This window comes from Gulosibacter sp. 10 (genome assembly GCF_900163695.1).
GTDB lineage: Bacteria > Actinomycetota > Actinomycetes > Actinomycetales > Microbacteriaceae > Gulosibacter.
In genome coordinates, this window is record NZ_FUIC01000020.1 from 1 (window position 1) to 17,333 (window position 17,333).

Annotated in this window: 15 protein-coding genes; 9 read left to right on the forward strand and 6 right to left on the reverse strand. The window is 71.6% G+C overall.

The features are described from left to right. The first annotated feature begins 118 nt into the window (after positions 1-118). The 3 genes from FM112_RS07790 to FM112_RS07800 are packed head-to-tail and all read left to right on the forward strand — an operon-like array spanning position 119 to position 4,700. Positions 119-1,960 carry an ABC transporter ATP-binding protein gene (locus FM112_RS07790; RefSeq protein ID WP_087006078.1) on the forward strand — a complete coding sequence of 614 codons (1,842 nt, stop codon included), beginning with the start codon at positions 119-121 and terminating at the stop codon, positions 1,958-1,960. Beyond that, on the forward strand, positions 1,947-3,821 hold the full coding sequence (locus tag FM112_RS07795) for an ABC transporter ATP-binding protein (protein WP_254910414.1): 1,875 nt from the start codon (positions 1,947-1,949) through the stop codon (positions 3,819-3,821). Before FM112_RS07790 ends, FM112_RS07795 begins: the two co-directional genes overlap by 14 nt. A 36-nt stretch (positions 3,822-3,857) precedes the next feature. Next, positions 3,858-4,700, forward strand: coding sequence for a TetR/AcrR family transcriptional regulator (locus tag FM112_RS07800; protein WP_087006081.1), 843 nt, complete (start codon positions 3,858-3,860; stop codon positions 4,698-4,700). A 36-nt stretch (positions 4,701-4,736) separates the two neighbouring features. Here FM112_RS07800 and FM112_RS07805 read toward each other — a convergent pair whose 3' ends face one another. Then, positions 4,737-5,297 carry an RNA polymerase sigma factor gene (locus tag FM112_RS07805; RefSeq protein ID WP_087006083.1) on the reverse strand — a complete coding sequence of 187 codons (561 nt, stop codon included), beginning with the start codon at positions 5,295-5,297 and terminating at the stop codon, positions 4,737-4,739. Between the two features lie 190 nt (positions 5,298-5,487). On the opposite strand from FM112_RS07805, the gene FM112_RS17200 reads away from it, so the two are divergent. The 4 genes from FM112_RS17200 (at position 5,488) to FM112_RS07825 (ending at position 9,875) form a co-directional block, all read left to right on the forward strand. Beyond that, entirely contained in the window at positions 5,488-6,471 is a 984-nt protein-coding gene (locus FM112_RS17200) for a hypothetical protein (protein ID WP_176386730.1), read from the forward strand. Positions 6,472-6,571: 100 nt separating this feature from the next. Beyond that, positions 6,572-7,639 (forward strand): hypothetical protein, encoded by a 1,068-nt coding sequence (locus FM112_RS07815; protein WP_087006086.1) that lies wholly within the window; start codon positions 6,572-6,574, stop codon positions 7,637-7,639. An 87-nt stretch (positions 7,640-7,726) separates the two neighbouring features. Beyond that, positions 7,727-9,073: a hypothetical protein gene (locus FM112_RS17205; protein WP_087006089.1), complete on the forward strand. Its 1,347-nt coding sequence runs from the start codon at positions 7,727-7,729 to the stop codon at positions 9,071-9,073. A 118-nt stretch (positions 9,074-9,191) separates the two neighbouring features. Next, positions 9,192-9,875 (forward strand): hypothetical protein, encoded by a 684-nt coding sequence (locus tag FM112_RS07825; protein ID WP_087006091.1) that lies wholly within the window; start codon positions 9,192-9,194, stop codon positions 9,873-9,875. Here FM112_RS07825 and FM112_RS07830 read toward each other — a convergent pair. Genes FM112_RS07830 through FM112_RS07850 form a run of 5 tightly spaced genes read right to left on the reverse strand, consistent with a single transcriptional unit; the run spans position 9,872 to position 13,921 of the window. Then, positions 9,872-10,402, reverse strand: coding sequence for a methylated-DNA--[protein]-cysteine S-methyltransferase (locus FM112_RS07830; RefSeq protein WP_087006094.1), 531 nt, complete (start codon positions 10,400-10,402; stop codon positions 9,872-9,874). The two genes, FM112_RS07825 and FM112_RS07830, sit on opposite strands and share 4 nt — an antisense overlap. After that, the gene (locus tag FM112_RS07835) at positions 10,399-10,890 is read right to left on the reverse strand and encodes a carbonic anhydrase (protein WP_087006097.1); all 492 of its coding nucleotides are present in this window, start codon (positions 10,888-10,890) and stop codon (positions 10,399-10,401) included. The genes FM112_RS07830 and FM112_RS07835 overlap by 4 nt, the downstream gene beginning before the upstream one ends. Positions 10,891-10,943: 53 nt before the next feature. Then, entirely contained in the window at positions 10,944-11,876 is a 933-nt protein-coding gene (locus tag FM112_RS07840; RefSeq protein WP_087006100.1) for an AEC family transporter, read from the reverse strand. 39 nt (positions 11,877-11,915) lie between these two features. Continuing rightward, complete coding sequence (locus FM112_RS07845) at positions 11,916-12,638, reverse strand: response regulator transcription factor (protein ID WP_087006103.1); 723 nt, start codon at positions 12,636-12,638, stop codon at positions 11,916-11,918. 59 nt (positions 12,639-12,697) lie between these two features. Then, positions 12,698-13,921, reverse strand: coding sequence for a sensor histidine kinase (locus tag FM112_RS07850; protein ID WP_176386731.1), 1,224 nt, complete (start codon positions 13,919-13,921; stop codon positions 12,698-12,700). A 136-nt stretch (positions 13,922-14,057) separates the two neighbouring features. Here FM112_RS07850 and FM112_RS07855 point away from each other — a divergent pair, with 136 nt between their 5' ends. Together FM112_RS07855 and FM112_RS07860 are read left to right on the forward strand one after the other, a co-directional pair. Beyond that, complete coding sequence (locus tag FM112_RS07855) at positions 14,058-14,825, forward strand: ABC transporter ATP-binding protein (protein WP_087006109.1); 768 nt, start codon at positions 14,058-14,060, stop codon at positions 14,823-14,825. Further along, positions 14,822-17,269, forward strand: a complete 2,448-nt coding sequence (locus FM112_RS07860; protein WP_087006112.1) for an FtsX-like permease family protein — start codon at positions 14,822-14,824, stop codon at positions 17,267-17,269. Before FM112_RS07855 ends, FM112_RS07860 begins: the two co-directional genes overlap by 4 nt. Positions 17,270-17,333 lie beyond the last annotated feature (64 nt).

Consider the following 17,333-nt stretch of genomic DNA (forward strand, 5'->3'; position numbering starts at 1 on the left):
CCTCCGAACACCCGCCGCCCCATTGCCCCATCGCCACCCCTGTGGTTAACTCTGACGAACATTCAGTATTCATATAGGCAACCCTAAGTTGCACTGTCCGCAGTCATGGAGGAGCCGCATGACCACCCGATCCGATGCGCAGAAGCGCGATGCCGGCAAGGCCGCGCTCGCCGAGCTCCTCAAACCCGTCCGGGGCCGCCTGCTGCTCGGCCGAGCCCTCGGGCTCTGCTCCGGTCTCCTCGCCATCGCCCCCTACATCGCGCTGGTGCGCCTCGGCGAGGTACTCGTCGAGGCGGAGCAGTCCGGCGTCCCCGCCGATCCGGAGCAGATCCGCGACATCACGACCGTCCTGGTCTCCGCCTTCATCGGCCAGCTGTTCTTCCTCGCCATCGGCCTGGCCGTGACGCACTTCGCCGACCTCAAGCTCTCCGGCATCCTCCGCGACCGCATCATCGACCGCATCTCCCGGGCACCCCTGAGCTGGTTCTCGGACACCACCTCGGGCCGCGTGCGCAAGGCGGTGCAGGACGACACGAAGACGCTGCACACCCTCGTCGCCCACGCGCCGGTGGAGATCACGGTGGCCATCGTCACTCCCCTGGCACTCCTCATCTACGCCTTCGTCATCGACTGGCGGCTCGGCCTGCTCGCGATCGGCACCCTCCCCGTCTACTTCGGCATCCAGGCCATCGGCTACCGGGGCATGGGCGAGAAGACCGCGGAGATGGATACGAAGCTCGGCGAGGTCTCCGCCACCGCGGTGGAGTTCGCGGAGGGCATCGGGGTCGTGAAGGCCTTCGGCCAGGTCGGCCGGGCCCACGCCCGCTACGAGCGAGCCGCCCGCGCGTTCTCCGAGTTCTATCTCGCGTGGGTCGGACCCCTGCTCAAGATCTCGTCGATCTCCGAGGCGATCGTCTCGGTCCCAGTCCTGCTGCTCGTCAACATCCTCGGCGGCACGCTGCTCGTGCAGGGCGGATACGTGGGCGTCGCGGACGTGCTGGCCACCTCGCTCATCGCGCTCGTGATCCCCATGACCATGCAGGTGATCGGCCGCAACGCGATGGCCTATCAGCTCGCCGGCAACGCCTCGCTGCGGCTCACGGAGATCCTCGACACCCCCGAGCTGCCGATGCCCGAGGGCGCGGAGTCCTCCGCCGCAGACCGCGACCGCTCGGTGCTCGTCGAGTTCGACGGCGTGAGCTTCTCCTACGGCGCCACCCGCGCCCTGAGCGGGATCGACCTCCGGCTCGAGCCCGGCTCCATCACCGCGCTCATCGGCGCCTCGGGATCGGGCAAGTCGACGCTGGCCGGCCTGCTCGGGCGATTCCACGACCCCGACGAGGGCGCCGTGCGCTGCAACGGCACCGATATCCGCACCCTGTCGGGTCCGGAGCTGTACTCGACCGTCTCGTTCGTGCTCCAGGACCCGCAGCTGCTGCGCATCTCGCTGCGCGACAACATCCGCCTCGCGCGCCCCGACGCCTCGGAGGCGGAGGTCCGCGACGCCGCGGCCGCGGCCCACGTGCTCGACGAGCTCGAGCGCATCCCCGGCGGACTCGACGCGGTGGTCGGCGAGGATGCGAAGCTCTCGGGCGGGCAGGCGCAGCGGGTCGCGATCGCCCGCGCCCTGCTCGCGGATGCGCCGGTGCTGCTGCTCGACGAGGCGACCGCGGCCACCGACCCCGACGCCGAGGCGGAGATCCAGGCCGCCCTGAACCGGCTGGTCGCCGGCCGCACCGTGCTCGTCATCGCGCATCGGCCGGAATCGGTCCTCGGCGTCGACCAGCTCGTCCATCTCGAGGACGGGCGCATCACGACGAGGCTCGCGGGCGACTCGGTCACCGCCGAGGCGATCCGCTCGCTCATGCGCCGCACCCCCGCCGCCGCGGCGACCGCAGCAGCCACCGCAACCGCCGCAACCGAAACCGCAGCAGAGGAGTCCTCCCGTGCCCACTCCTGAACAGCACCCCGCCCCCGCGGTGCGGAAGCCCCAGGGGCCCCGCACGACGCAGGATGCGCGCCGCGGCGCGCCCCGGTTCGACCCGCTCATGCTCGCGCGGTTCCGCCCGCTCCTCTCGCCGGAGGGATGGCTTCGCCTGCGCATGTCGATCGGCATGAACATCGCCATGGGCGTCGTCGAAGGGCTCGCGATGCTGTCGCTGCTGCCGATCGCGACCGCGCTGACCGCCGAGGTGACCGCGAGCGCCGTGCCCGAGGAGCGCGCCCCGTTCGGCGTGTCCCTCGTCGGCTGGCTCTGGATCCTCGCCGCGCTCGCCGTGCTGGGCGGCGTCGTCCGCTACGTCGACTCGCTCGTCGGCTATCTCGCGGCCACCGACTTCATCCGCCGCGGCCACCTCGCGGTGGGCGAGCAGCTCTCCGTGCTCCCCCTGGGCTGGTTCGACCGCAAGCGCACGGGCGAGATCTCGCATCTCGTCTCCTCCGGATTCATGTCGGCGGGGCAGACGCTCGCGCACACCATGAGCCTCGTCGTCGGCAACGCGGCCACCCTCGCGACCCTCTGCATCGGGTCGTGGTGCTGGGACTGGCGCCTCGGCCTCACCCTGACCTGCAGCTTCCCGGCGGCCTTCGCCCTCATGCTCGTGGCCCGCCGCATCCGCGCCGCCGCCAACCGTCCGCTCGCGCCCGCCGACGCCGAGATGGCTTCGCGAGTGGTCGAGTACGCCGCCTGCCAGCCGGCGCTGCGCGCCGCCGGACGGTCCTCCGACTTCGCGCCCCTCGAGGCCGCCCGCGCCGCGAACGACCGCGCCCGATTCCGCGAGCTGTGGCTCTCCACCGCCGGGGTGCTGCTCAACGGCGTCTCCGTGCAGGCCGTGGTCGTCGCGATCATCGCCGTGGTCGGAGGGCTCGCCGCCTCGGGGCAGATGACCGCGGCCGCCGTGGTCGCCTTCGTGGGCCTGCTCCTGCGCTTCGCGAAGAACATCGGCACACTCGGCGAGAGCCAGCTCGGCGTCGAGGAGGCCAGGATCCCGCTCGAGAGGGCCGAGGAGATCCTCGACGCGGAGCCGCTGCCCGAGCCCGACGCCCCGGTCGCGCCGGGCGAGCCCGGCGGGGTCGAGATCCGCGACGTCCGCTTCGGCTATGCCCCGGACCGGCCGGTGCTGGACGGCGTCTCGATGACGCTGCGGCCGGGCACCGTCACCGCCGTGGTCGGCCCCTCCGGATCGGGCAAGACGACGTTGGCGCGCCTGATCGCGCGGTTCTGGGATGTCGACTCCGGCTCGATCTCCGTCGGCGGCGTGGACATCCGCGAGATGCCGGTCGAGCAGCTCATGGCGCAGCTGTCGATGGTGTTCCAGGACGTCTACCTCTTCGACGACACCCTCGAGGCGAACGTGCGGGTGGGCCGGCCCGATGCCACGCGCGAGGAGATGCTCGAGGCCGCCGACCGCGCGGGCGTGAGCGCCATCGCCGCCCGGCTGCCCGACGGCTGGGAGACGCGCGTTGGCGAGGGCGGCCGCTCGCTCTCGGGCGGAGAGCGCCAGCGGGTGTCGATCGCCCGCGCACTCCTCAAACGGGCGCCGATCGTCCTCTTCGACGAGGCCACCTCGGCACTCGACGCCGGGAACGAGGCGAACGTCCTCGCGAGCGTGGACGAGCTCCGCGCGGGATCGACGTTCCTGGTGATCGCCCACAAGCTCGACACGATCCGCTCGGCCGACCATATCGTCGTGCTCGACGAGCGCGGCGGCATCGCCGAGGAGGGCGACCACGAGCGCCTCCATGCCGCCGGCGGCCCCTACCGCCGCTACTGGGATCGCCGGGCGGCGGCCGCGGGATGGACCCTCGCGAGTCGGGGCTGAACCCTCCCGCGAAGCCGCGCTCGATACGATGAGGCCATGATCTACCTCGAGGGCGGCGGCGACGGCGCCCCCGCGCGCCTCGTGCCGGCCGGGTCCGACCCCGCGGATCCCGGGCGCACGAATCGCGAGCGCACGGGCCAGGGCCGCTCGGGCCAGGGCCGCACGACCCCGGCGCGCGTGGGCAAGAAGACCGGGCCGAAGCCGCGCTTCACGGTCGAGGAGGTGGTCGACGCCGCCCTCGACATCGGCATCGGCTCCTTCACGCTCGCCGACGTCGCGCGGCGCCTCGGCGTGGCGACCTCCGCCCTCTACCGCGTCGTGGACGGCCGGGATGCGCTCGTCGACCTCTGCCTGCGCCGCTGGATCGAGCGGGTGCCCATGCCGGATCCCTCGCTGGGCTGGCAGGATCAGCTGCGGGCGTTCGCGGACGCGCTCTGGGAGGCGCACGCCGGGAATCCGGGCATGGTCGCGGCCATGATCGACCGGCCGCAGACCGTGCAGCACGTATACGGCCCGCTCGCCGAGTTCTGCCGCGCACTGGACGCGGCCGGGCTCGAGGGCGGCCCCGGCCGGATCGCCTTCGCCGTGGACTTCGTCGCCGACACCGTGCACATGGCCTATCTGGGCTCGCAGCGGTACGGCGGGGCCGGCCGGGGCACGGACGGGCAGGGCACGGAAGGGCAGGATGCAGAAGGGCAGGACGCGGACGGCCGGGGCGCAGACGCGCAGCGCGACGGCGATGCGGAGGCCGGCGGCGAGGAGGTGCTGCGAGAGTACGTGGAGGGCGTCGGCGCGCAGGACGAGCCCGATTGGAGCTATCGCACGTGGCTGCGCCGCAAGGTCGAGTTCATCGTCGCCGGGCTCGAGGCGGGGCTCTGACCCCGGAACCCGCTCTGACCCCGGCGCCCGCTCCGGCTACTCGACCGTCGCCTGCAGCTCGAGCAGCGCCTCCCTGAGCTGCTTGCGGGCCCGGTTGAGGCGCGAGCGCACCGTCTGCACCGGCACCTGCTGATACTCCGCGATCTGCTCGTACGTGTAGTCGCCGTACTCCCGCAGCACGAGGGCGACGCGGAAGTCCTCGCTCAGCGCGGCGAGCGCCTGCTGCACCGTGTCGCGCACCTCGTGGTCGTGCGCGAAATCGTCCGCGGGATGCTCGGGCTCGAAGACCGACCGGGACTGCTCGTCGTCGGCCACGGTCACCTCGCGTCGCCGGCGGATGACCGCGAGCGCCGCGTTCGTGGCGATGCGGAACGCCCACGTGCCGATCGAGGATTCGCCGCGGAACTTCGGGAGGTTCTGCCAGATGGCGATGAGCGCGTCCTGCAGGGCGTCCTCGGCGTCGGCGCGATGCTCGGTCGTGCGCAGGCACGTGGCCCATAAGCGGTCGCGGTAGGGCTCCAGCAGCGCCTCGAATGCGCGTCGATCGCCCTGCTTCGCGTTCGCGAGCAGCACTGCTTCATCGGCGTGCCGTGCCAAGGGACCTCCAGTCGGGTGTCGCGGGGGTGCCTGGATGGTATCGCCTCCCCGTGAAGAAACGGCTCGGGGTCCTCCTGAGAGCCGCATGAATACGGCTAGAGGATGATCTCGATCGGGCGGGAACTTTCCCGCCGCCCCGCGCATCCAACCCTCGACAGCACAATCGTCTGCCCGAAAGGATCTGAAGATCATGACCTCGCACGACTCGAACTTCTCGGACCTGCCCTCGCCCATCACGACGACCGATGCCGAGGCGTCCGACCAGAAGGTCGACACCTCGGCCGAGTCGGTGGCCGCGGAGTCGACCGACGCGCCCCAGGGCCAGGCCTACGACCTCGACGAGGACGGCATCATCGACGTCGTCGAGTACGACACCGACGGCGACGGCGTGGCCGACGAGTTCCACCTCGACACCGACGGCGACGGCCAGGTCGACAACGTCTACACGGACCTCGACGGCGACGGCTACCTCGACGCCCGCTTCATCGACACGGACGGCGACGGCTCGCTGGACTACGCGGATGTCGACACCGACGGCGACGGCATCATCGACACCACGATGTACGACACCGACGGCGACGGCCACCTCGACACGGCCAACGTGGACCTCGACGGCGACTCCTACGCCGACGACAGCTACTCGCTGAACGAGGGCGACTACGCCCCGAAGGTCGACCCGACCGGCGCCTCCGCGGAGGACGTGTCGCAGACCGAGCCGGTGCCCGAATCCGGCGACGACTCCGGGAGCACGCCCGTCGGCACCGACGGCGAGGAGGGCGGCACCGCCGAGACGAAGAACGACGACTCCGCGCAGGGCGAGGGCTCCGAGGGAGACGGCGCCGAGGGCGAGGACATCGACCCGGGCTCGGTGGACGAGGTGGACTACGACCCCGCCGACTCCGACCCCGAGATGGTCGAGGGCGAGGCGACGGTCGACACGGACGGCGACGGCGTGGCCGACTCCGCCGAGATCGACCTCGACGGCGACGGCGTGAACGACTCGCTGCTCACCGACCTCGACGGCGACGGCCTCGCCGAGTCCATCTCGATCGACTCGGACGGCGACGGCGTCTACGACGTGTTCGGCACCGACACGGACGGCGACGGGATCATCGACGACTTCACCGCGGACACCGACGGCGACGGCATCGGCGACACCCCGGTCGAGCTCTGACCGAGGAATCTCCGCAGGCGGGAACTTTCCGCACTGTCCCCGCATCCAATACCCGACGACAGATCGAGACAGTTCTTCCTCCTGAAAGGAACCCAGGACCATGAGCACGAACAACCCCTTCCAGCCGTACACCGCCGACGGCGTCCCGCAGGAAGACATCGCCGAGGACCCCTCGCAGACCGACCAGGGCGCGGAACAGGCCCCCGTCGAGGAGGAGCAGGCCTCGGACATCAACTACATCGACACCGACGGCGACGGCACGCCGAACATCGCGCAGGTCGACACCGACGGCGACGGCTACGCCGACACCACGGTCGTGGACGAGGACGGCGACGGCGTCTACGACGCCACCTACGGCGACTCGAACGGCGACGGCTTCGCGGACGACGCGCAGTTCTACGCGGAGGACGGCTCGACCGAGACGATCGAGGAATCCGAGACCGAGACGATCGAGGAGTCCGAGCCGGCGCCCGAGTCCGAGGCCGCGCCCGACGCCTCCGGCGAGGGCTTCGGCACCGTCTACGCCGAGGACCTCCTGCCGCCGGAGTACGACTCCTCCGTGAGCCACGACACCGACGGCGACGGCCAGGCCGACCGCATCGACTACGACACGGACGGCGACGGCTACACCGACCAGACCTTCATCGACCAGGACGGCGACGGCCGGTTCGACGAGGTGCTCGTGGACATCGACGGGGACGGCAGCACCGACATCCGCGCGCTGGACACCGACCTCGACGGCACGATCGACTACATCGAGGCCGACACCGACGGCGACGGCGTCATCGACACGAAGCTGACGGACACCGACGGCGACGGCGAGATCGACACGGCGATGTACGACACGGACGGCGACGGCGTCATGGACGAGACCGAGACGATCGGCGGCGAGGAGCAGATCGCGGCGCCCTCGACGGGCAACCAGTTCGACCTCGACGGCGACGGCGTCAACGAATCCACCTACGTGGACCTCGACGGCGACGGCCAGCTCGACGCGCTCGGCAGCGACTACGACGGCGACGGCGTGGCCGAGGTCGTGTACCAGGACACCGACGGCGACGGCCAGTACGACACCGTCTACATGGACACCGACGGCGACGGCACCCTCGACACCGTGTCGGAGGACACGGACGGCGACGGCGTGCTGGACACCGACTACTCGATGTAGCCCGAGCCGATCGCGCGGGGCGGGAACTTTCCACCCGTCCCGCGCATCCAATCACCGAATCACCCGCACGAAGCGTTAGGACCGATCATGACCACCAACCAGCCGACCTCCGACAGCAGCTACGCGCCGAACGAAGAAGCCGACCTCGACCAGAACGGCGTCAACGAGACCATCTCCGTGGACGCCGACGGAGACGGCGCGATCGACACCCAGCTCGTGGACAACAACAGCGACGGCCTGACCGACTACGCCACGCTCGACACCGACGGCGACGGCTACGCGGAGACCACCATGCTCGACACCGACGGGGACGGCGAGCTCGACACCGTGCTGGTCGACGGCGACGGCGACGGCTACGCCGACGAGGCCTACACCATGGACCAGGACGGCAACGTCACGGACGTGACCGACAACCCCGCCGACCCGAACGGCGGCGCCGACCAGGTCGACTACGACTCGGGCGCGCCGGACACGGGCGCCCCCGACGCCACCGACTCCCCCTCGAGCAACGCCGAGGGCTACGACGCGGACGGCGACGGCTACGAGGAGACCACGCTCGTCGACAACGACGGCGACGGCTACCCCGAGGAGATCCACGTCGACAGCGACGGCGACGGCCAGACCGACCTCATCGACTACGACTACGACCAGGACGGCACGACCGACGAGGTGATCGTCGACACCGACGACGACGGCTCCTTCGACACGACCTATGTGCCGGACGAGCAGGGCAACCTCGTCGAGGCGGACGGCGGATCGGGCGCGGGCGCGCCGGACTCGAGCGCGCCGGACGCGGACGCCGACACCACCAACGTCAGCGACCCCGGCACGGGCGGCGAGTCGCAGTACTCGGAGTCGGAGCTCACGGAGGACCACGACGGCGACGGCGTCAACGACGCCGGCTACTTCGACCTCGACGGCGACGGCACCGACGACACCTACGGCGTGGACAACGACGGCGACGGCCTCATCGACGAGGCCGTGATCGACACGGACGGCGACGGCGTGTACGACACCTACGCGGTGGACACCGACGGCGACGGCGTGCTCGACTCCTCGGAGCCGGTCGACGGCGGCGCCGCGGACGGCGCGAGCGCGGACCCGGTGAGCAACGACACCGGCTACTCCGACGACGCGGGCTCCACCGGCGGGGTCGAGAACCCCTACGGCGGCACCGAGTACGACACGGACGGCGACGGCATCGCCGACACCGTGGGCTACGACACCGACGGCGACGGCATCGAGGACTCGTTCATCACCGACTCGGACGGCGACGGCATGCCCGACGCGGTGCACGTGGACGTCGACGGCGACGGCGTCATGGACGCGTCCGCCTACGACACCGACGGCGACGGGGTACTCGACTCCTACGACACCGACGGCGACGGCGCGGTCGACGCCTACGACATGGACGGCGACGGCGTCATCGACTGACCGCCACGACCGATTCGGTCCCGCCGCGTGCGCGGCCGGATGACTCTCGGCAGTCGTCCGGCCGCGCACGCGGCACCAGCAGCCACACGCACACTCTTCCGCAGAAGGAGCCACGACCATGGTCAGCACCAACCCCGACGCCGGCACGAACGCCGAGGAACCGATCCTCGGCGCTCCCCCCGCGCTCTCGGACGCGCAGTGGGACGGCATGCTGACCACGGCCTTCGAGGCGCCCCCGGGATTCGCCGACGGCATCGTCGACCTGTTCGAGGGCACCGAGAGCGCCGGCACGGAGAACTCCGACGCCGAGGCGATCGATGCCGAGAGCATCGCGCCGGATTTTACGGAGCTGGGCGGCGGCGTCGGCCAGGAGTCGACCGCGGACGCCGGGATCGACGTGTCCGGCACGGACGGGGCCGAGGACGAGCAGCTCATCGACCTCAACGAGGAGGACGGCGGGGCGGCCCCGGCCGAGGAGGCCGGTGACGACGCCGACGCGATCTCGCCGGTCGGGCTCGACGAGGTGAACGAGGGCATGGCCTCCGAGGAGGCCTCGGACGAGGAGATCGACCACTCCGCGCTCGAGGACGACGCGCCCGAGGAGAGCGGCGACGAGGGCGCCTTCGGCTTCGAGGACGCCGCGTTCGACGACTCCGTCATGACCGACGACGCGGATGCGCTCGCGGACGACGCCGGGATCGACGGCGAGGAGCTGGACGGCTCGGGCTTCGACGACGCGGTGGTCGAGGACGGCGCGGACGGCGGATTCGACGCCGGCGGCGCCGAGGGCATCGAGCTCTAGCCCGCCCGGGACCAGCCCGCCTGGGACACCGCGCGGCGCTCGAGCTCGATCAGCTCGCGCTTGAGCTCGACGCCGCCCCCGCCCGACACGCCCCGGCCGTACAGGCCGGGGCTTCCGTCTGCGCGGATGATGCGATGGCACGGGGTGAGCAGCGGCAGCGGATTCTTCGCGCAGGCGCTGCCCACCGCGCGGGCCGCCCGCGGCCGCTGCAGGATGTCGGCGAGCTCGCCGTAGCCGCAGGTCTCGCCGTACGGCACGGTGCGCAGGCCGCGCTGCACCTCCCCCGCGAACCCGGGCGAGCGGTGCACGCCGTCGAGCGGCACCTCGAACTCGCGCCGCTCCCCGCGCAGGTACTCCTCGAGCTCCCGCTGAGCCCGGTCGAGCAGCGCGTTCTCGGCCTCCGAGCCCGGCCGGCTCGCGAATCCGAGCGGGAAGTCCCCCGGCAGCCAGACGCGCGCGATGCCGCGCTCGGTGGCCTCGAGCCCGAGCTCCCCGATCTCGCTGTCGAAGCGGCGGTACCCGGTCATTCCGGCAGCACCTCGCGCAGCCGACCCGTCTCGACGTCGGCCACGAAGCCGCGCACCTGCTTGTGCTCGATGAACGGCGACTGCGTGATGCGCCGCATCGATTCGCGCACGCTCGCGTCGACGTCCTTGAAGGACTCGGCCTTCCAGTGGGCGCGGGCGCCGGTCTCGTGCATCAGCAGGTCGTCGAACTCGTCCTCGGAGAACGTGGAGAGGCCGCAGTTCGTGTGGTGGATGAGCACGATCTCGCGCGTGCCCAGCATGCGCTGCGAGATGGTGAGAGACCGGATCATGTCATCGGTGATCACGCCGCCCGCGTTGCGGATGATGTGCGCCTCGCCGAGCTCGAGCCCGAGCAGGCCGAAGATCCGCAGGCGCGAGTCCATGCACGCGACCACGGCCACCCGCTTCGAGGGGCGCAGCGGCATCGGACCGGGGTAGGTGCGGGCGTACTCCGCATTGGCGGCGAGCATTTCGTCGGCGAACGACATGGGCGACCTCGTTTCGTATCGCTCCGAGTCTATGCCCGCGCGGGGCCCGGGCGTCACGGATGCAGCAGGAGCGTCGCGAGCAGGATCACCGGCACCGACAGCACCGTCGTGAGCAGGATGGACTCCTGCGCGAGCGAGACCCCGACCCGGTAGGTCGCCGCGTAGGTGTAGATGTTCTGCGCCGAGGGGAGCGCCGCCGTGACGACCACGACGAACAGCACGGGGCCGCTCATGCCGAAGACGAAGGCGCCGAGCGCCCAGACGAGCACCGGATGCACGAACGCCTTGAGCCCGGTGGCGATGAGCACCTGCGCGCGGTCGTCGCCGCGCAGCGGGACGGCGTTGTCGCGGAGCGACATGCCGAAGGCGAGCAGCACGGCGGGCACCGCCATGGCCCCGACCAGGCCGATGGGCTCGGCCACGAATTCGGGGACCGGCAGCCCGAGGACGTTGCAGAGGAGCCCCGCGAGGGCGCCGACCACCACGGGGTTCGTGAAGGGGCGCACGACGAGCTGCCACCACGGCAGCCGCCTGCCCTGCCGCGCCGCCGAGGAGACGTCGAGGATGCCGAGCATGATCGGGCAGAGGATGAGCTGCTGCACGAGCATCACGGGCGCGATGAGCGAGCCGTCGCCGAGCAGGTACACCGCGATCGGGATGCCGAGGTTGCCGGAGTTCACGTAGCTCGCGGCCATGGCCCCGATCGTGGTCGGGCCGACGCCCCAGCGGCGCAGGCCGCCCACGAGGCCGTAGACGAACGCCATCGCGAGCATCCCGAGCGCCGTCAGCAGGAACTGATCGCTGAACAGCACCGAGAGCTCGGCCTCGTACATGAGCCCGAACAGCAGCGCCGGGGTCGCGACGTGGAAGGCCAGGCCGTTGAGCACCTGCCGCCCGTGCGGCCCGAGCCATCCCGTGCGCTCGATCACGGCGCCGATCGCGATGATGATGCCGATGACGCTGAAGCCCTCGAACACGCCGAGCATGCCCGTCCCCTCCTCTGCCGCCCGGCGGGGCGGCGCCCGCTAGTCCCGGTAGCCCGACTGGAAGGCCCAGATGACGACGTGCACGCGGTCCGGGAGGTCGAGCTTGTCGAGGATCTTGCCGACGTGGGACTTCACCGTGACCTCGGCGAGGAACAGCGCGGCCGCGATCTGCGAGTTCGACTCCCCCTGCACGAGGTGGTCGAGCACCTCGCGCTCGCGCGCGGTGAGCGAGGCGAGCCTGGCGTCGCGCTCCGCGACGAGCCGGGCGCGTTCGGCCGAGCTCCCGCCGGCCGCCTCCGGCCCGGGCGCGGCCGCGTCGGGCGCCGCGAGTCGGCCGATGAGCGTGCGCGTCATCGAGGGGTCGATGATCGCGTTGCCGGCGTGCACCGTGTGGATCGCCCGCACGAGGTCCTCGCCCGGCGCATCCTTGAGCAGGAAGCCCGAGGCGCCCGCCTGCAGCATCTGCAGCGCGAAGTCCTCGGAGTCGTAGGTCGTGAGCGCGATCACCCGGATGTCCTCGGCCTCGGCGGCGTGCTGCAGCAGCTTGCCCGTGGCCTCGATCCCGTCCATCACGGGCATGCGGACGTCCATGAGCACGATGTCGGGCCGAAGCCGCAGCGCGGCCTCGAGGCCGGCCCGGCCGTCCTCGGCCTTGCCGACCACCTCGATCACGGGGTCGGAGCCCGCGATGAGGGCGAGGCCCTCGCGCACGAGCGACTGGTCGTCGACGATGAGGACGCGGATGGGGGTTGATTCGCTCATGACTCTTCACTCTAGAGGGGGTGGGAGCCGCGCGAGGCCGGGAGGCCGTCCGCGCGCGGTCAGGGGTAGGGCCAGGCCGCCTGGATCTGGAACACGTGCCCGGTCCGGGTGACGTCGATGCTGCCGTCGAAGATGGCCATGCGCTCGCGCATCCCCACGAGCCCGCGGCCGGAGCCGGAGCTCGCGGCCGCCTCCGCCTCGGGCGACGCCTCCCGGCCCGGCTCCGGCAGCTCGTTGAGCGTCGTGAGGGTGACCTTCTCCTCATCCCACACGAGGCGCATCTCGCAGCGCGCGCCCGGGGCGTGCTTGAGGATGTTCGTGATGGACTCCTGCGCGACGCGGTAGATCGCGAGCGAGAGCCCGCTCGGCAGCTCGCGCCGCTCGCCGAGCTCGGAGAACTCGATCGGCAGCCCGGCGAGCCGCGTGGTCTCGACGAGTTCGCCGATGTCCCCGGCGCCCTGCGTGGGGCGCTCGTCCTGCGGCGAGTCCACCTGCCTGAGCAGGAGCTTCACGTCCCCGAGCGCCGAGCGCGAGGCCTCCGAGATCTTCGCGAAGAGCCGGTTCGAGAACTCGGAGCCCGGCTGCTTCGTGCCCATCCGGCCGCCCTCGGCGAGCGTGAGGATGGAGGCGAGGGAGTGCGCGATGATGTCGTGCATCTCGCGGGCGATGCGGGCGCGCTCGTCGGTGACCGCGAGCTCCGCGAGCCGGTGGGCGTCGCGCTCGAGCAGGTCGGCCCGCTCGCGCTGCCGCATGACGTCGGTGAACTGGCTGCGGCGGAGCATGCCGAGCGCCCAGGCCGCGAGGAAGGCGACGGCGCAGACGCCGGAGATCATCACGAACTGGATGAACACCTCCGGGCCGACCGTGGGGTCGATGATCCCCCCGAACCAGCTGCCCGCGTTCGGGAACCAGCCGAAGAACAGCTGACCGGCCATGAGCACGAGCGCGAGCAGGAGCGGCACGAAGCCGTAGAAGCGCATCCGAGCCGGCCCGAAGGCCGCCACGCTGTGGACGCCCACGAGCACGACCATGTCGGCCACCATCTGGAACTCGTCGACCAGCGCGTAGGTCGTGCCCGCGAGCACCGTGGAGAGCCACAGCAGGGTGAGCGGCGCGACCCGGCGGAGCACGATCAGCATCAGCGCTATCGAGGACAGCGGCGTGCCCATCGGCGAGGTGAACAGCATCACGAACACGACCGGGAAGGCCGCGAGCGTGCCGAGCGCGTCCATGAGCAGCACCCGGAGGGGGCGCTCGTGGCTCGCGATGAAGCTGTCCTGCATGGCTCCAATCGTAGGAGCCGCGCTCCGGGCGCGCGCACCTCCGAAGGTATGGGGTGCGAGACACCATCGCACCATGTGCGGCGCCCCGCCGCACTCCTAGATTCGGTGACGTCATCCGGAATCGAAGGAGCGAATCATGACCACTGCAGCACCGACCACCGCCACCGGACCCGCGGGCGCGCCGCCCGCGGTCGCCTGCCGAGGCCTCGAGAAGGTCTTCGGCCAGGGGGACGCCTCGGTGCAGGCCGTCGCGGGCCTCGACGCGGCGTTCGCGACCGGCGAGTTCACCGCGATCATGGGGCCTTCGGGCTCGGGCAAGTCCACGCTCATGCACCTCCTCGCCGGGCTCGAGACGCCGAGCGCCGGGGACATCGCGATCGAGGGCCGCTCGATCGTGGGGATGCGCGACCGCGACCTGACGCTGCTGCGCCGGGACCGCCTCGGCTTCATCTTCCAGTCCTTCAACCTCGTGCCGACCCTCACCGCGCGGCAGAACATCGCGCTGCCCATCCGCCTCGCGGGCGGGCGGGTCGACGAGGGCGAGCTCGAGATGCTCGCGTCCCGCCTCGGCATCCTCGACCGCCTCGAGCACCTCCCCCACGAGCTCTCGGGCGGCCAGCAGCAGCGCGTGGCCGTGGCCCGCGCGCTCATCACCCGCCCGGCGGTGGTGTTCGCCGACGAGCCGACCGGCGCGCTCGACCTGCGCACGGGCCGGGAGCTGCTCGGCAGCCTGCAGAACGCGGCGCGCCAGCGGCAGCAGACCATCATCATGGTCACCCACGACCCCGCCGCGGCGGCCTACGCCGACCGCGTGCTCATCCTCGTCGACGGCAGGATCGCGCACGAGCTGCGCGACACCGACTACGAGGCCATCGCGGCGACCATGGCGGAGGTCGGGGCATGAGCGCCGCGCTCGGCCTGGCCGGCACGCAGATCCGCCGCAGCCCTCGCAAGGTGCTCGCGGTGCTGCTCGCGGCGCTCCTCAGCGCGATGGCGATCATGGCCACCGGCACGTTCATCCGCACCATGAACGCGCAGCTCGAGACGGAGCTCGCCGCGCCGGTGACCAACGCCGACGCGGTGGTGCGCGTCCCCGGCGGCGACCTCGCGCCGGTGCTCGAGCAGCTCGAGGCGGTCCCCGAGGTCGCGGCCGCGGATCCGCACGCGCTCGGCTTCGCGGAGGCGCGCGTCGACGGCGTGGAGAAGAGCGTGCAGGTCTACGGCATCCCCGACGCCGAGTCGCTGCGCTGGATGACCCTCGCCTCGGGCGAATGGCCCGGCGCGGACGAGGCGGTGGCCTCGCAGGCCACGCTCGACCGCCTCGGGCTGGCCGTGGGCGACGAGTTCCCGCTGACGGGCCTCTACGACCCCGAGAGCGCCACCACCGCCGTGATCTCCGGCGTCGTGGAGCTGCCCGACGGCGCCGAGGGCTCCACCGGCTACCTCTACGCCGATCAGGCCACCGCCGCGGGCTTCGCGTCGAGCGACGAGATCCTCGTCCAGGCGGCCGACGGGGTGGCCGAGGACGCGCTCGTGGCGGCGCTCGAGGCGGACGGGCTGGAGGCGGTCACCTCCTCGCAGTACATCGCCGAGATGATCGACACCCTCGCCGGCGGCAGCGACGTGCTCGCCACCGTGTTCATGATCTTCGTCGCGATCGCCCTGCTGGCGGCCTCGATGGTGATCCGCAACACCTTCCAGGTGCTGCTCGCGCAGCGGCTGCGGGAGAACGGGCTGCTGCGCCTCATCGGCGCCACCGGCACGCAGATCCAGCGGGTCGTGCTCGCGGAGGCGCTGCTGCTCGGGCTCCTCGGCGGCGTGCTGGGCGTCGCGGTCGGATTCGGCCTCGGCTGGGGCATCGCCGCGATCGCGGGCAGCGCGGGCGCGGGCGTGAGCTTCGGCGCGGGCTGGGCGATCGCCGCGCTCGGCGTGACGGTGGCGGTGACGGTGCTCGCGGCATGGGCTCCCGCGCGCAGCGCGAGCCGGCTCGCGCCCATGGCGGCCCTGCGGGCCTCCTCCACGACCGACCGGGAGTCGAAGGGGCGCCGCCTCGGCTCGTGGATCACGGGGGCCGTCATCACCGCGATCGGCGCGGCGGCGGTCTTCGTCTCGGGCTTCTTCCAGAACATGCTGCTGCTCATCCCCTCGGGGCTGGTGCTCGCCCTCGGCCTGATCATCCTCGTCCCGCTGCTCGTGACCGTGCTCATGCCCCTCATCGCGCGGATGACCTCGGGCGGCGGCACCGTCGCGAAGCTCGCCGGCGAGAACCTCGTGCGCACCTCGCGGCGCACCGGCACCGTCGTGCTCGCCATCGCGCTGGGCGGTTCGCTCGTGATCGCGATGCTCACGGCGCTGCAGTCGGCGTCGGCGAGCCTGCAGGCGAGCCTCGCCTCGCAGGCCCCCGTGGACACCGTGGTCGCCACGCGCGACGACGCGGCGCTGCCGGAGGCGGTGATCGACGAGGTCGAGGCCCTCGAGGTCGTCGACTCCTCGGGCGTGGCGTCCTCGAGCCTGATCGAGACCTCCTCCACGCAGGTGTTCGTGGACTCGGTGATCGCGGCGCCCGCCGACTGGCTCGCGGCGAACGACCTCGAGATCGCCCCCGGCGAGCTGCTCGTGCCCGGCTGGGCGGTCGAGGGCGAGGAGGTGGACGGCACCACCGCCGAGTTCGCGGTGCCCGGCGGGGAGGCCGTCCCGCTCACCGTACGCGTCTCGCCGATCGCCGATACGGTGCAGCCGCAGTCCGCGATGAGCTACGAGGCGGTGGTCTCCCCCGAGACCGCGGCGCAGCTCGGCGGGACCTTCACGCCCGACCAGATCTGGCTCTCGGCGGCCGACGGCAAGGCCTCGGAGCTCATGACCGCCCTCGACGACCTCGAGAGCGAGTTCGCCGAGATCGAGAGCTACGGCTCGCTGCAGACGATCCAGCTCTACGAGCAGGTGTTCCAGGTGGTCGCGGCGTTCGTGCTCGCGATGCTCGCGCTCACCGTGATCATCTCGGCGATCGGGCTCGCGAGCGTGGTGGCCCTCGCCGTCGCGGAGCGCGGCCGCGAGATCGCGCTGCTGCGAGCGCTCGGCCTCACCCGGGGCCGGACCCGGCTCATGGTCGTGGTCGAATCGGTCTCGCTCGCACTCGTCGGCGCGGCATTCTCGCTGGTCATCGGCATTCCGCTCGGAATTGCGGCGACGTTCGCGGCCTTCCCCGAGCAGTATGTCGCGATCTCGCTGCCCTGGCCCGGAATTGCGATGGTGATCGGCGTGGCCCTCGGTCTCGGCATTCTTGCGGGAGTCGGCCCCGCGGGAAGGGCGGCCCGCATCGCCCCCGCCCAGGGATTGGCCGCCGAATAGCCGAAAGCGGGGGCGCGGTTCCTGTGAATCGGATTGGACTGACGATTATTCCTATTGCTATGTT